Genomic DNA, 13,979 nt, shown 5'->3' on the forward strand with positions numbered 1-13,979 from the left:
GTCCGATTCCCGGTCGAAGCGGGCCATGCAGTTTCGCTTTCCAGGTTCTTCGCTTTCGCGTTTTCCCTTTCCGGCGAGTCCGACTCTATCAGATCCTTTCGGGCCTGATTCCCAGTCAGCGGGGCTTGTCCTCCCGGCTGTTGGGCCGTTCCGACGAGTGAGACTTTAGCGGAGTCCTGGGCCCCGACGCTAATCGGGGGCGTTCTCTCGAACGCGGATTCCTCATTTCGCGTAGGCGCACGAAAAGGCATACGACGTGATGTCGCGTGTCTTCTCGTGGTTACTGCGGAATGGCTGTCCGGGGACCGACCGGGGTCGGCGCTCACGTCGGACAACTCGGAGCACACTACGTACCCGCCGGAGGCGTGTCAACCCCCGGCGGGAGCCAGGGGTCAGCCGTTGCCGGAGGCCAGTTCGCGGCTGCGGTCGCGTGCTGCCTCCAGGGCGGCGATGAGGGCCGCCCGCACCCCGTGGTTCTCCAGCTCGCGGATCGCGCTGATCGTCGTGCCTGCCGGGCTGGTCACGGCTTCCCGGAGCTTGACCGGGTGTTCGCCGCTGTCCCGGAGCATGACGGCGGCGCCGATGGCGGCCTGGACGATGAGGTCGTGGGCCTGGGCGCGGGGCAGGCCGAGCAGGATGCCGGCGTCGGTCATGGCCTCGACCAGGAAGTAGAAGTAGGCGGGGCCGGAGCCGGAGAGGGCGGTGGCCGCGTCCTGCTGGGACTCCGGTACGCGCAGGGTCTTGCCGACGCCGCCGAAGATCTCCTCGGCGGTGGCGAGGTGCGCGCCGGTGGCGTGGCTGCCGGCGGAGATGACGGACATGCCCTCGTCGACGAGGACCGGGGTGTTGGGCATGACGCGGACGACCGGGGTGTCCGGGGTGAGCCGGTCCTCGATGAACGCGGTGGTGATGCCGGCTGCCGCGCTGATGACCAGTCGGTCGGCGGTGACGTGCGGGGCGAGTTCGTCCAGGAGCTTGCCCATGTCCTGGGGCTTCACGGCGAGGATGAGGATGTCGGCGTGTCTGGCCGCCTCCGCGTTGGTGACGGACTCGACCCCGTACCGCGTGTGCAGTTCCTGGGCCCGGTCGCCGCGTCGGGTGGTCACCAGGAGGTCGGCCGGTCGCCAGCCCGCCCGGATCATCCCGCTGAGCAGGGCCTCGCCGATCTTGCCGGTGCCGAGGACTGCGACTGTCTGGGTCATGCGTTCACCCTCCGGGCGGTGCTGGGGCGTGCTGTGCTGTGGGCCGGGCTGTTGCTGCTGCCCGTCATCCTCGCATCGGGCCGTTCACGGCGTACGGCGGCGGAGGGTGATCGCGCCGAGGCAGAGGACCAGCAGGGCGCTCCCCGCAACCACGGCGATGTCGCGGACGAAGTCGCCGGTGATGTCGGGGTGCTGGAGGACCTGGTTCATGCCGTCGACGGCGTACGACATGGGCAGGACGTTCGAGATCGCCTCCAGGACGGGGTGCATCGCCTCGCGCGGGGTGAACAGGCCGCACAGCAGGAGCTGGGGGAAGATCACCGCCGGCATGAACTGGACCGCCTGGAACTCGGACGCGGCGAACGCGGAGACGAACAGGCCGAGCGCGGTGCCGAGCAGGGCGTCGAGCAGGGCGACCAGGAGCAGCAGCCAGGGGGAGCCGACGACGTCCAGGCCCAGCAGCCAGACGGAGACGGCCGTGGCGAGCGCCGACTGGACGACCGCGACCGCGCCGAACGCGAGGGCGTACCCGCCGATCAGGCCGCCCTTGCCGAGCGGGAGGGCGAGGAGGCGTTCGAGGGTGCCCGTGGTGCGTTCGCGCAGGGTGGCGATCGAGGTCACCAGGAACATCGTGATGAGCGGGAAGATGCCGAGGAGGGAGGCTCCGGTCGCGTCGAAGGTGCCGGGGGCGCCGTCGAAGACGTAACGGAGCAGGGTGATCAGCAGGACCGGGACGATCACCAGGAGCGCGATCGTGCGGGGGTCGTGGGTCAGCTGGCGCAGGACGCGGCCCGCGGTGGCGGTCATCGGGGGCCTCTTCGGTGGTGAGGGGGGCGGCGGTCGGGGCGGCGGGGTGCTCGGCGGTCCGGTGCTCCGCTGTCGTGTGGTCTCCGGTCCGGTGCTCGTCGGCCCGGTCCGCGTCGACCAGGTGGAGGAACGCCTCCTCGACGGTGGCCGTGCCGGTGCGGTGCCTGAGCGCGTCGGGGGTGTCCTCGGCGAGGATCCGGCCGTCGCGCATCAGGAGCAGGCGGTGGCAGCGTTCGGCCTCGTCCATGACGTGGGACGAGACGAGCAGCGCGGTGCCGCGGTCGGCCAGGCGGTGGAAGAGGTCCCAGAGGTCCCGGCGGAGTACGGGGTCGAGCCCGACGGTCGGTTCGTCCAGGACCAGCAGGTCCGGGGTGCCGAGCAGGGCGACGGCCAGCGAGACGCGGCTGCGCTGGCCACCGGAGAGCGCGCCGGCGAGGGCGTCGGCGCGAGTGGTCAGGTCGACGTCGTCGATGGCGCGGGCGACGGCCTCGCGGCGGGCGGCCCGGTGGGCGCGGCCCGGGTTCAGGACCGCGGCGAAGTAGTCGAGGTTCTGCCGGACGGTGAGGTCGGTGTAGACGGAGGGCGCCTGGGTGACGTAGCCGATGCGGGGGCGCAGGGCCGGATCTCCGGCGGGGTGGCCCAGGACGTCGAGGACGCCGGTGACCTTGGCCTGGGTGCCGGCCACCGCCCGCATGAGGGTGGTCTTGCCGCAGCCCGAGGGGCCGAGGAGGCCGGTGATGCTGCCGGAGGGGACGGTGAAGTCGAGGGCGTGCAGGACGGTGCGGGTGCCTCGGACGGCGGTGAGGCCGCGGGCGGCGATCGCCGAGGTCGGTGGTGGGAGTGTGTCCGGGCTCGGGTGCGTGGTGGGGGTGGCCGGTGCCGCCCCGGGTTCATAATTCATCATGTGATGAATTCTTCGCCCGGCGGTGCCGTCCGTCAAGAGGAAGAGGGCAGCGGAAACGACTCGGCCCGCCGACGTGGTGTCGGCGGGCCGAGTCGTTCGTGCGGTGGGCGGGGCTTCGGGCCTCAGCCGCGCTTCGGGCGCTTGCGGCCGGAGGCCTTGCGGGCCGCCGGGTTGCCGGTGCGGGTCGAGCGGCGCTTCTCGAACTGGGCGCGGGCCCTCTCGTACTCGGTGCGGCGCAGCTTCTCGCCCGGGGCCTCGGTGAGCGAGCGGACGAAGTAGGCGAGGAGCGAGCCGATGAAGCCGATGGACTTCAGGCCGCGCAGGGCGTCCTCGCGGGACGGGTCCTCGGGGCGGGCGCCGAACCCCTCCCAGGTCTTGCGGAACGCGATGGCGCTGCAGATCGAGAACATCGCGATGACCAGCACCCCGACGAAACCGCCGACCTCCGCGATCTCCAGCCCCTCGTAGGCGAAGCGCAGGACGAAGCAGGCGGCCACGGCGGCGGCCAGGGAGCCGACGGCGACGCCGGCGCGGCGGAGCCCGTAACCGCCGTCGTGGTCGACCCACGTCGTGCCGAAGAAGCGGATCGGCTCGGGCTGCGGCCCCGGGGCCGTGGCGGGCGGGGTGCCGGGGGCTGCGCTGTTCTCGCTCACGGGGCCGATTATCCCCCGCCGCCCCCGGTCCCCCGGCGGTCGCCCCGGGTGGTGCCGTCAGTCGCAGCGCGGTGCGATGTAGCCGTCACGCCCCGTGTAGACGTAGGCGTCCGAGACGAACTGACCGTTGGCGATGTTGTCCCAGAGGTTCGACGTGCCGTACGGGCCGGTGACCCGCTCCCCCGGCTTCTGGCAGTAGATCGGGATCTTCTGTCCGTACGGCAGGGTCCTGACGATGCGGTAGGCGGTACCCGGCCCGGTGCGGACGTTGACCCGGTATCCCGGGGCGATCGGGTAGCGGGTGCCGGACGCCGTGGTCTCGATCTCCCCCGCCGCCGCCGCGAGGTCCGCGGTCGCCGCTTCCGTCCCGTCCGTGGCGGTGGTCGCCACCGGTCCCTGCGTGTGCTCTTCAACGCCCATGTGGGCCTCCCCCGTTGAGATGTCCCGTACGCGCCTGGGCGTACGACGCGCAGGCTAGCAAGCACCGTGCCTCTCGCACGCACCATCGACTAGGCTCCGTGCGTCGCATGCGCGTGAACACACGGGGGTGGGCCATGCCGCCGCTGCGAGAGCCCGGAGCGCATCCGGAAGCGGAGTTTCCGCAGTACGCCGGCGCCTACCGACTCGAAGCCCGTCTCGGCTCGGGCGGCATGGGGGTCGTGCATCTGGCGCGCTCGGCCTCGGGGATGCAGCTCGCGGTGAAGGTCGTACACGCGCCGTATGCGGCGGATCCCGAGTTCAGGGCGCGGTTCCGGCAGGAGGTGGCGGCCGCGCGGCGGGTGAGCGGGGCGTTCACCGCGCCCGTCGTCGACGCCGATCCGGAGGCCGACCGGCCCTGGATGGCCACCCTCTACGTGCCCGGCCCCACGCTTGCCGAGCAGGTGAAGCGGAACGGCCCGATGGCTCCCGCCGCGCTCCGCAGGCTGATCGCCGGGCTGGCCGAGGCGCTGCGGGACATCCACCGGGCGGGCGTGATCCACCGCGACCTGAAGCCGAGCAACGTGCTGCTGACGGACGGGGGCCCCAAGGTCATCGACTTCGGGATCTCGCGGCCGTACGACAGTGATCTGCGCACCGAGACCGGCAAGCTGATCGGCTCACCGCCCTACATGGCTCCCGAGCAGTTCCAGAGGCCGCGCGAGGTGGGGCCGCCGGTCGACGTGTTCGCGCTGGGGGCCGTGATCGTCCACGCGGCGACGGGCCGGGGGCCGTTCGACTCGGACAGCCCGTACATCGTGGCGTACCAGGTGGTGCACGACCAGCCGGAGCTGGGCGGGGTGCCCGAGGAGCTGGCTCCGCTGGTCGCCCGGTGTCTGGCGAAGGACCCGGCGGACCGGCCGACGCCGGACGAGGTGATGGCCGCGCTGGGGCCCCCGTCGTACGAGGCCGAGGCGTTCGTACCGGCGCAGCGGCGGCGGGCGGTGGTCGCCGCGGCGGTGCCGGCCGTGCCGGACGGGGAGCGGGACGGTTCGGAGGAGGACACGCATGTGCGGGCCGCGCCGCCGGTCCGCCGCCGGTGGCTCCCGCGGGCCCGCCCGGTCGTGGCGGCGGCGGTGCTTCTGGTTGTGGCGGGTGCGGGGGCGTACGCGGTGGGGGGCGGGGGCGGTACGGAGGTGAGCCCTCGCGGGCCGGGGGCGGACGCCGATGCGGGTGGGGCGAAGGGCGGGGACGCCGTCGCTCCGTGGCGTACCGAGCTCCGGACCTCCGGGAGCGCCACGCCCGTCTGTGCCGGCGCCGGGGCCGGGGGCGCGCTGTACTGCTCGGTGGCCGGGACCGGAACGGTCAGGATCGATCCGGCGGACGGGCGGGTGGTCTGGTCGGCCCGGTCCTCCTCGGGCGGGGGCGCCCATGCCCCGATCGTCTCGGGTGCGGTCGTGCTGGCCGGCGGCCCGGACGGGAAGCTGCGCGCGTTGGACCCGGTGAAGGGGTCCGCCCTGCGGGACACCTCGCTGTCGGCGAGCCCCGGGGCGGCGTTCCCGGCGGGCGACACCCTGCTGGCCGTCGCGGACGACGGGACGGTCGCGGCGCTGGACGGGGCGAGCGGGGCGGCCCGCTGGAAGAAGCCGCTGGCGGGGCACGTACGGCCCGACTTCGCGCTGTACGACGGTGGGTCCGGGCTCGCCTACGCCTTCGAGCACGCGCCCTCGGGTGCGTCGACCCTCGTCACGGCGGTGGACGCGGCAAGCGGCCGGGCGTCCTGGCAGCGGCGGCTGGACGGGGTGCTGACGCCGGTGTCCACGGCCGGGGCGGGGGAGCTGGTGCTGACGGCGATGGACGAGAACTCGGACACCGCCGAGCTGGTCCGGTACGCCCCCGTGTCCGGTGCCGCCGCCCGGATCGCGCTGCCCTTCACCCTGGACGGGCCGCAGGTGGTGATGGCCGGGGACGTCGCGTACCTGCTGGGGCGGGGCGGGTCGCTGCTGGCCGTCGACACGAGGGCGGGCGGCGGAACGGGGGCGGAGTTGTGGCGGCTGGAGACCGGGGTGGGGCGGGCGTCCGCCCCGGTGCTCGGGGAGGGCGGGCACCTGTACTTCTCCGCGGCGGACGGGCGGCTGCTGGCCGTCGACACGGAGCGGGGGGCGCTGGTGGGGCAGACGCGGGCGCGGCTGAGCGGGGGGAAGCTGACGTACGCGTCGGACCTGCCCGCGCCGGTGGTGGCGGGGCGGGTGGTGGTGGGGGCGGCGCCGGACGGGTCGGTGTTCGCGGTGGACGGGGCGGATCCGGGGGGCTGGTGAGGGCCGCGCTAGTGTTCCCGGGGCTCTGCCCCGGACCCCGCTCCTCAATCGCCGGAGGGGCTTGAATTGGTTGGCCGGATGCGCTGGGAGCATCGGCACAAGGCTTGATATTGGTGCCCGGAGCCGTGGAATGCTTCGGCCCCTCCGCCGGAAGTGCCGGTGGAGGGGCCGAAGGTGCCCGGAGGCGCCAGGCGGAAGCGTCAGCCGAGCTTCGAGATGTCGCGGACCGCGCCCCGGTCCGCGCTCGTCGCCATCGCCGCGTAGGCGCGCAGCGCGGCCGAGACCTTGCGGTCGCGGTTCTTCGGGGCGTACACCCCGTTCAGCGCCTCGCGACGGGTGGCCAGTTCGGCGTCGTCGACGAGCAGCTCGATCGAGCGGTTCGGGATGTCGATGCGGATCCGGTCGCCGTCCTCGACCAGCGCGATGGTGCCGCCGGAGGCCGCCTCGGGCGAGGCGTGGCCGATGGAGAGGCCCGACGTACCGCCGGAGAAGCGGCCGTCGGTGACCAGGGCGCAGACCTTGCCCAGGCCCCGGCCCTTGAGGAAGGACGTGGGGTAGAGCATCTCCTGCATGCCGGGGCCGCCGCGCGGGCCCTCGTAGCGGATGACGACGACGTCGCCCGGCTCGATCTCCTTGCGGAGGATCTTGTCGACGGCCTCGTCCTGCGATTCGCAGACGACGGCCGGGCCCTCGAAGGTCCAGATCGACTCGTCGACGCCGGCGGTCTTCACGACACAGCCGTCCTCGGCGAGGTTGCCCTTGAGGACGGCGAGGCCGCCGTCCCTGGAGTAGGCGTGCTCGACGTCGCGGATGCAGCCGCCCGCCGCGTCCAGGTCGAGGGTGTCCCACCGCTCGGACTGGGAGAACGCGGTCGCGGAGCGGACGCAGCCGGGGGCGGCGTGCCACAGCTCGACGGCCTCGGGGGACGGGGAGCCGCCACGGACGTCCCAGTCCTTCAGCCACTCGGCGAGGGTGTCGGAGTGCACCGAGTGCACGTCCTCGTTGAGCAGGCCGCCGCGGTGCAGTTCGCCGAGGAGGGCGGGGATGCCGCCGGCGCGGTGGACGTCCTCCATGTAGTACGTGCCGCCGGGGGCGACGTTGGGGGCGACCTTGGCGAGGCACGGGACGCGGCGCGAGACCTCGTTGATGTCTTCGAGGTCGTAGGCCAGCTCGGCCTCCTGGGCGGCGGCCAGCAGGTGCAGGATCGTGTTGGTCGAGCCGCCCATGGCGATGTCCAGCGCCATCGCGTTGTCGAACGCGGCGCGGGTGCCGATGGAGCGCGGCAGGACGGTGGCGTCGTCCTGCTCGTAGTAGCGCTTGGTGATCTCGACGATCGTGCGGCCGGCCTCCTCGTACAGCGCCTTGCGGGCGGTGTGGGTGGCGAGGACCGAGCCGTTGCCGGGGAGGGAGAGGCCGAGGGCCTCGGTCAGGCAGTTCATCGAGTTGGCGGTGAACATGCCGGAACAGCTGCCGCAGGTGGGGCAGGCGTTCTCCTCGATGCGGAGGATGTCCTCGTCGGAGATGGACTCGTCGACCGCGTCGCTGATCGCGTTGACCAGGTCGAGTTTTCGCACGGTCCCGTCGACGAGGGTGGCCTTGCCGGCCTCCATCGGGCCGCCGGAGACGAAGACGGTCGGGATGTTGAGGCGCATCGCGGCGTTCAGCATGCCCGGGGTGATCTTGTCGCAGTTGGAGATGCAGATCAGGGCGTCCGCGCAGTGCGCCTCGACCATGTACTCCACGGAGTCGGCGATCAGGTCGCGGGAGGGCAGGCTGTAGAGCATGCCGCCGTGGCCCATCGCGATCCCGTCGTCCACGGCGATCGTGTTGAACTCGCGCGGGACCGCGCCCGCGGCCTGGATCGCCTCGGAGACGATCCGGCCGACCGGGGCGAGGTGGGTGTGGCCGGGGACGAACTCGGTGAACGAGTTGGCGACGGCGATGATCGGCTTGCCGATGTCCGCGCTCGCTACGCCCGACGCGCGCATAAGGGCGCGCGCGCCCGCCATGTTGCGTCCGTGGGTGACCGTGCGGGACCTCAGCTGGGGCATCGTCGCTCGCTCCTTCGGCAGGGGGCCTGCCTCCGACAGTTGAAGAAAAGGCTGTCTTCGAGCGTACGCCCCGGATCCAAGATCTGGACAGGCTGTCCGCAATACGGGATGCGATGGCCGGTGGGCGGTCAGCGCCCGGCCCCTCTCCTCAGCCCTCGCCCAAGTATCTCTGGAGCGTGGGCGCCACCATCGCGACGATCTCCTCCGGGTCCGCGGAGGCGAGCGGCTCGGCCCGGACGACGTACCGGAGCATCGCGATGCCGAGCATGTGCGACGCGGCCAGCTCGGCGCGGAGGGTGGGGTCCGGTACGTCGAGCTCCGCCGCGATCCGCTCCAGCAGCCGGCGCAGCACGAAGTCGCGCAGGACGTTCGCGGCCGCCTCGTGGCTGACCGCCGAGCGCAGGATCGCCAGCAGGGGCGTACGGGTGCCGGGGTCCTCCCACACGGAGAGGAAGAAGCGCGCCAGCCGCTCCCCCAGGCCCTCCGGCGGGCCGCCGAGGACGGTGGGGATCACCAGGGCGGGCTCGAAGGTGACCTCGACGGCCGCGGCGAAGACCTCGTCCTTCGTGCCGAAGTAGTGGTGGACGAGGGCCGCGTCGACCCTCGCGGCCTTGGCGATGCCCCGGATCGACGTCTTGTCGTAGCCGCGCTCGGCGAACTCCGTACGGGCCGCCTCCAGGATGCGCGTCCGGGCGTCGGGTCCTTCGGACGCGGCCTTGCGGGAGGGTCGGCCCCGGCGACGCGGGGCGGCGGGAGCGTCGTCGGTCATGGCCGCTCCTGAGTCACGGGCGGTGGATGTTCGGGGACGGGTCGGGGGCGGCGGCGGAGGCGGCCAGGTGGAGGCGGGTGAAGGCCAGCGCCTCCGCGAGATCGGCCTCGCGTTCGGCGGAGGACATCGCGCGCCGGGTGTTGACCTCGATGACGACATGGCCGTCGAAGCCCGTACGGGCCAGACGCTCCAGCAGCTCCGCGCACGGCTGGTCGCCCCGGCCGGGCACCAGGTGCTCGTCCTTGGCCGAGCCCCTGCCGTCGGCGAGGTGGACGTGGGCGAGCCGGTCGCCCATCCGGTCGACCATGGCGAGCGCCTCGGTGCGGGCGGTAGCGGTGTGCGAGAGGTCGACCGTGAAGTGCCGGTAGTCGTCGTTGGTGACGTCCCAGTCGGGGGCGTACGCGAGCATCTCGCGGTCCCGGTAGCGCCAGGGGTACATGTTCTCGACGGCGAACCGGACGTCGGTCTCGCCGGCCATCCGCCAGATCCCGGTCACGAAGTCGCGGGCGTAGTTGCGCTGCCACCGGAACGGGGGGTGCACCACGACGGTGGAGGCGCCGAGCTTCTCGGCGGCGGCCTTCGCCCGCTGGAGCTTGACCCAGGGGTCGGTGGACCAGACGCGCTGGGTGATCAGGAGGCAGGGGGCGTGCACCGCGAGGATCGGCACCCGGTGGTAGTCGGAGAGCCGGCGCAGGGCCTCGATGTCCTGGCTGACGGGGTCGGTCCAGACCATGACCTCGACGCCGTCGTACCCCAGGCGCGCGGCGATCTCGAAGGCCGTCGCCGTGGACTCGGGGTAGACCGAGGCCGTCGACAGGGCGACCTTCGCATCGGGGATGCGCACCACTGGTTCTGCCACCTGGACAGCGTACGGGCAGTGATGCGCCACTCCGCCTGGTCCTGGCCGAAAGTGATCAGGGCCATGGAGACGTGACCGTACGTCACCGATGCGGTGCGTCCCGTACCGTTCCGCCCCGCCCCGTGTCTCGCCTCACCCGGGCAGAGCGGCCCGTTCCACCGGGAGGTGGTCCAGGCGGCGCAGGATGACGCCCTCGCGCAGGGCCCAGGGGCAGATCTCCAGCTCCTCGACGCCGAAGAGGTCCATCGCGCCCTCGGCCACCAGCGCCCCGGCGAGCAGCTGGGCGGCCCGGCCCTCGGAGACTCCGGGGAGCCGGCCGCGCTCCTCGACGGTCATCGCCGCCAGTTTGGGCACCCAGTCCTCCAGCGCCTTGCGGCTCAGCGAGCGCTGGACGTACAGGCCCTCGGTGGAGCGGGCGGCTCCGGCGATCCGGGCGAGCTGCTTGAAGGTCTTGGAGGTGGCGACGACGTGGTCGGGGCGGCCGGCCCGGGCGAACTCGCCCACGGTCCGCGCGATGCTCGCCCGGACGTGCCGTCGCAGCGCCCTGACCTGTTGGGGGTCGGCCGGGTCGTCCGGCAGCCAGGCACCGGTGAGGCGCCCCGCGCCGAGCGGCAGGGAGACGGCGGTGTCGGGCTCCTCGTCGATACCGAAGGCGATCTCCAGCGAGCCGCCGCCGATGTCCAGGACGAGGAGCTTGCCCGCGGACCAGCCGAACCAGCGGCGGGCGGCCAGGAAGGTGAGCCGGGCCTCCTCCTCGCCGCTGAGGACGGCGAGGTCGACGCCGGTCTCGACCCGTACCCGCTCCAGCACCAGGTCCGCGTTGGTGGCCTCGCGCACCGCGGAGGTGGCGAACGGCAGCACGTCCTCGCACCCCTTGTCCTCGGCGGCCTGGACGGCGCCGGCGATCGTCGACACGAGCCGGTCGATACCGAGGGGGCCGATCGCGCCGGTCTCGTCGAGGAGTTCGGCGAGCCGGAGCTCGGCCTTGTGCGAGTGCGCGGGCAGCGGGCGGGCGCCGGGGTGGGCGTCGACCACCAGCAGATGAACGGTGTTCGATCCCACGTCGAGGACTCCGAGTCTCATACGGGAACGCTACTGCGCCATCGGACTTACGCTGTCCGCGTGCCAAAGACGAAAAAGGCTAAGCAGGACAAAGCCACGAAGAAGCCGAAGTCGAACAAGCAGGAAGCACGACCGGAGGCGAGCGGACCGGACCCGTCCGACGAGAAGGGCCTCGACTTCGCGCGGGCCTGGGTGGAGTTCCCCGACCCGGCGGACGACGAGCAGGTCTTCCGCTGCGACCTGACCTGGCTGACCTCCCGGTGGACCTGCATCTTCGGCAGCGGCTGCCAGGGCATCCAGGCGGGCCGCGCGGACGACGGCTGCTGCACGCTGGGCGCGCACTTCTCCGACGAGGACGACGAGAAGCGGGTCGCGGAGCACGTGGCGCGGCTCACGCCGGAGCTGTGGCAGTTCCACGACGTCGGTACGGAGACGGGCTGGGTCGGCGTCGACGAGGACGGCGAGCGCCAGACGCGCCGCTGGGAGGGCTCCTGCATCTTCCAGAACCGGCCCGGGTTCCCCGCCGGGGCCGGCTGCTCCCTGCACATCCTGGCGCTGCGGGAGGGCAAGGAGCCCCTGGAGACCAAGCCGGACGTGTGCTGGCAGCTGCCGGTGCGGCGGACGTACGACTGGATCGACCGGCCCGACGACACCCGGGTGCTCCAGGTGACGATCGGGGAGTACGACCGCAGGGGCTGGGGTCCGGGCGGCCACGATCTGCACTGGTGGTGCACGTCGGCCACCTCGGCGCACGGGGCCGGTGACCCGGTGTACGTGAGCTACCGGCCGGAGCTGATCGAGCTGATGGGCAAGGAGGGCTACGACCGGCTGGTCGAGCTCTGCGAGGAGCGACTGTCCTCGCTGCTGCCGATGGCCCCGCACCCGGCGGACCCGCCGCTGCCCGCGGCGACGAAGAAGCGCTGAAGGAGAAGCGCTGAGGTCCTGGGGCCCGGCGTTCCGCCCCGCCGGGCCCCGGCCGCGTCAGCCCGCCGGGCCCCGGCCGCGTGGTCCTCAGCCCGCCGGGGCCGGGTCGGCCGGATCGGGGTCCGTGGGGCTCGGGCCGGTCGGGTCCGGCGTCGGTCCGGGCGGCTCCGTGGGGTCGGGCGGATCGGTCGGGTCCGGCGGGTCCGTGGGGTCCGGCGGGTCCGTGGGGTCGGTGGGACCGGGGTCGGTGGGGCCCGGGTCCGTGGGACCGGGGTCGGTCGGGCCCGGATCGGTCGGCCCGGGGTCCGAGGGACCCGGGTCCGTGGGGCGGGGAGATTCCGTGCCGGGGCGGGTGGGGCGCGGGCCGCCCGCAGTCGGGGCGGTGACCCCGTGACCGTCGATGAGTACGGCGGAGCCCGAGGGGGTCAGCGAGATCCGGGCCCGCCACGGACCGGCCGGCTGTGCGTCCCGGATCACCGAGACCGCGATCGTGGTGGACTCTCCGGCCGCGAGCGTGCCCGACGTACGGCTGAGTCGCAGCCACGGGGCGTCCGTCGACGCGGACCAGCCGACCGGTCCCCGGCCGGACGCGGTCAGCGTGATCGTCGTGACGGCCCCGGAGGTCCGGGCCGTCACCGCAAGCCGGGCGTCGCCGTGCCGCGCACCGCCGGTGCTGACGACCTCGGCGGTGACGTCCGGGACGCGGGCGCCGAAACGGTCGCCGGGGCGGCCGTGGCCGGTGTTCTCGTAAGAGGGGTGGGGGTCGCCGCTCATACCGCCCGCGCCGTCCACCTCCGTGGCGGTGACCGAGGTGCCGTCGTGGCCCTCGCCGGTCTGCGGCGCTCCCCGGTACGCGGCCCAGAGGGCGATGACGGGGGCGGCGACCACCGTCGCGACGACCGTGGTCGTCACGACCCGGGCGCGCAGCCGGTCCCGGCGGGCGGCCTGGTCCTTGGGGTCGAGCGGGTATCCGCTCCGGTCGAAGCGCGGGCCCGCGGCGCGGGAGCGGTGGGCCTGGGCCATCGCGACGCGGACGGAGGGGCGGGGGGCCTCCACGAGGGGCAGGGAGGCGGCCGGCGTCAGGGCCGCTCCGGGCCAGGGCCCCGCCGCGTCCGCCCGTTCGGCGGCGCGGCGGCAGCGGGGGCAGTCGTCGACGTGCCGGACGAGCTCGCGGCGCAGGGCGGCGGAGAGCAGCACCTGGTGGTCGCCGGTGAGCCGGGCGACGGTGGGGCAGTCGCCACCCTCGACGACGGCGAGGGCCGCGCGGGTCCGCTCCACCTCGCAGGCCGCGGCGGCCAGCAGCTCCCGGGCGGTGGCGGGCTCCAGACCGAGCACGGTGGCGACGGCGCGCGGGGGGAGACGGTGGCGGACGGCCAGTTCGAGGGCTTCGCGCTGCTCCGGGGTGGTGCCCGCGGCCTCGGGCCAGGCGAGCGTGGCGAGCTCCCGGCGGCGGGCCTCGGCGGCCGGTGACTCGGCGGGGGCCGGGGTGGTGGCGTCCTCGGGGTGGCGGGGGCGGCCGGGGCCGCGGGCGGGGTCCGCGGGGAGACGGCCGGGGCGGTGTGCTCCGGCGTGCGCCGAGCGGCGCGCGCCCCTTTTGCGGTCACGGGCCCGGTGCCGGGCTCGGACTCCCTGGCCATGCCGGTCCCGGAGGCCTTGGCCGTACGGCGAGGTTTGACCGCCCCCGAAGGTCGGCGGTGGGCCTGACGGCCGCGCCCGCGCTCGGTGAGCGCCCGCAGGCAGGTCCACCGGGCCAGGGCGTACAGCCAGGATTTACGTTCCTCCTCGGCCGCGGGGCCCCGGGCCTCCTGCCGGTCCGCGATCGCCAGGACGGCGCCGAGCGCTTCGGTGGCCGCGTCGTGGTCGCAGAGCACGGAGAGGCAGTACGTGAAGAGGCCGTCGAGATACGGCTCGTAACGTGCGGGCGATCGCTGTGCCGGGGCGTCGGTGCCTCGGCGGTGCGCCCGGTGTGCGCCGGTGGTGTGCGTCGGGGTCTCCAGCCTGCTGCTCGTCACC

General features: G+C 73.7%; 10 protein-coding genes and 2 pseudogenes. 2 read left to right on the forward strand and 10 right to left on the reverse strand.

The window, feature by feature from the left end; all coding sequences use genetic code 11:
- Positions 1 to 392: 392 nt before the first annotated feature.
- The 5 genes and pseudogenes from proC to CCZ36_RS14315 form a co-directional block, all read right to left on the reverse strand.
- The gene (gene proC, locus CCZ36_RS14295; protein WP_069740563.1) at positions 393 to 1,202 is read right to left on the reverse strand and encodes a pyrroline-5-carboxylate reductase; all 810 of its coding nucleotides are present in this window, start codon (positions 1,200 to 1,202) and stop codon (positions 393 to 395) included.
- 84 nt (positions 1,203 to 1,286) lie between these two features.
- The gene (locus CCZ36_RS14300) at positions 1,287 to 2,009 is read right to left on the reverse strand and encodes an ABC transporter permease (RefSeq protein WP_032766529.1); all 723 of its coding nucleotides are present in this window, start codon (positions 2,007 to 2,009) and stop codon (positions 1,287 to 1,289) included.
- Positions 2,010 to 2,114: 105 nt separating this feature from the next.
- Positions 2,115 to 2,913: pseudogene (locus tag CCZ36_RS14305) on the reverse strand (ABC transporter ATP-binding protein); the annotation flags it as partial.
- A gap of 122 nt (positions 2,914 to 3,035) precedes the next feature.
- A complete protein-coding gene (locus tag CCZ36_RS14310; RefSeq protein ID WP_069740561.1) occupies positions 3,036 to 3,566 on the reverse strand; it encodes a hypothetical protein in 531 nt (176 codons plus the stop codon).
- 57 nt (positions 3,567 to 3,623) lie between these two features.
- On the reverse strand, positions 3,624 to 3,986 hold the full coding sequence (locus CCZ36_RS14315) for an SH3 domain-containing protein (RefSeq protein WP_069740560.1): 363 nt from the start codon (positions 3,984 to 3,986) through the stop codon (positions 3,624 to 3,626).
- Positions 3,987 to 4,120: 134 nt separating this feature from the next.
- On the opposite strand from CCZ36_RS14315, the gene CCZ36_RS14320 reads away from it, so the two are divergent.
- Positions 4,121 to 6,301: a protein kinase domain-containing protein gene (locus CCZ36_RS14320; RefSeq protein WP_128819493.1), complete on the forward strand. Its 2,181-nt coding sequence runs from the start codon at positions 4,121 to 4,123 to the stop codon at positions 6,299 to 6,301.
- 200 nt (positions 6,302 to 6,501) lie between these two features.
- Here the strand turns inward: CCZ36_RS14320 and ilvD are convergent, their stop codons facing one another.
- The 4 genes from ilvD to CCZ36_RS14340 form a co-directional block, all read right to left on the reverse strand.
- Positions 6,502 to 8,352 carry a dihydroxy-acid dehydratase gene (gene ilvD / locus CCZ36_RS14325; RefSeq protein WP_128817800.1) on the reverse strand — a complete coding sequence of 617 codons (1,851 nt, stop codon included), beginning with the start codon at positions 8,350 to 8,352 and terminating at the stop codon, positions 6,502 to 6,504.
- Positions 8,353 to 8,500: 148 nt separating this feature from the next.
- Positions 8,501 to 9,121, reverse strand: a complete 621-nt coding sequence (locus CCZ36_RS14330) for a TetR/AcrR family transcriptional regulator (RefSeq protein ID WP_128817801.1) — start codon at positions 9,119 to 9,121, stop codon at positions 8,501 to 8,503.
- A gap of 13 nt (positions 9,122 to 9,134) precedes the next feature.
- Positions 9,135 to 9,968: a sugar phosphate isomerase/epimerase family protein gene (locus CCZ36_RS14335; RefSeq protein WP_206515801.1), complete on the reverse strand. Its 834-nt coding sequence runs from the start codon at positions 9,966 to 9,968 to the stop codon at positions 9,135 to 9,137.
- 144 nt (positions 9,969 to 10,112) lie between these two features.
- Positions 10,113 to 11,063, reverse strand: a complete 951-nt coding sequence (locus tag CCZ36_RS14340) for a Ppx/GppA phosphatase family protein (protein WP_128817803.1) — start codon at positions 11,061 to 11,063, stop codon at positions 10,113 to 10,115.
- Between the two features lie 39 nt (positions 11,064 to 11,102).
- Between CCZ36_RS14340 and CCZ36_RS14345 the strand changes: the two genes are divergently transcribed.
- Positions 11,103 to 11,966, forward strand: a complete 864-nt coding sequence (locus CCZ36_RS14345; protein WP_069740554.1) for a hypothetical protein — start codon at positions 11,103 to 11,105, stop codon at positions 11,964 to 11,966.
- 87 nt (positions 11,967 to 12,053) lie between these two features.
- Here the strand turns inward: CCZ36_RS14345 and CCZ36_RS14350 are convergent.
- Positions 12,054 to 13,978: pseudogene (locus tag CCZ36_RS14350) on the reverse strand (BACON domain-containing protein).
- Position 13,979 lies beyond the last annotated feature (1 nt).

Source organism: Streptomyces sp. S063, from assembly GCF_002832675.1.
GTDB classification, from domain to species: domain Bacteria; phylum Actinomycetota; class Actinomycetes; order Streptomycetales; family Streptomycetaceae; genus Streptomyces; species Streptomyces sindenensis.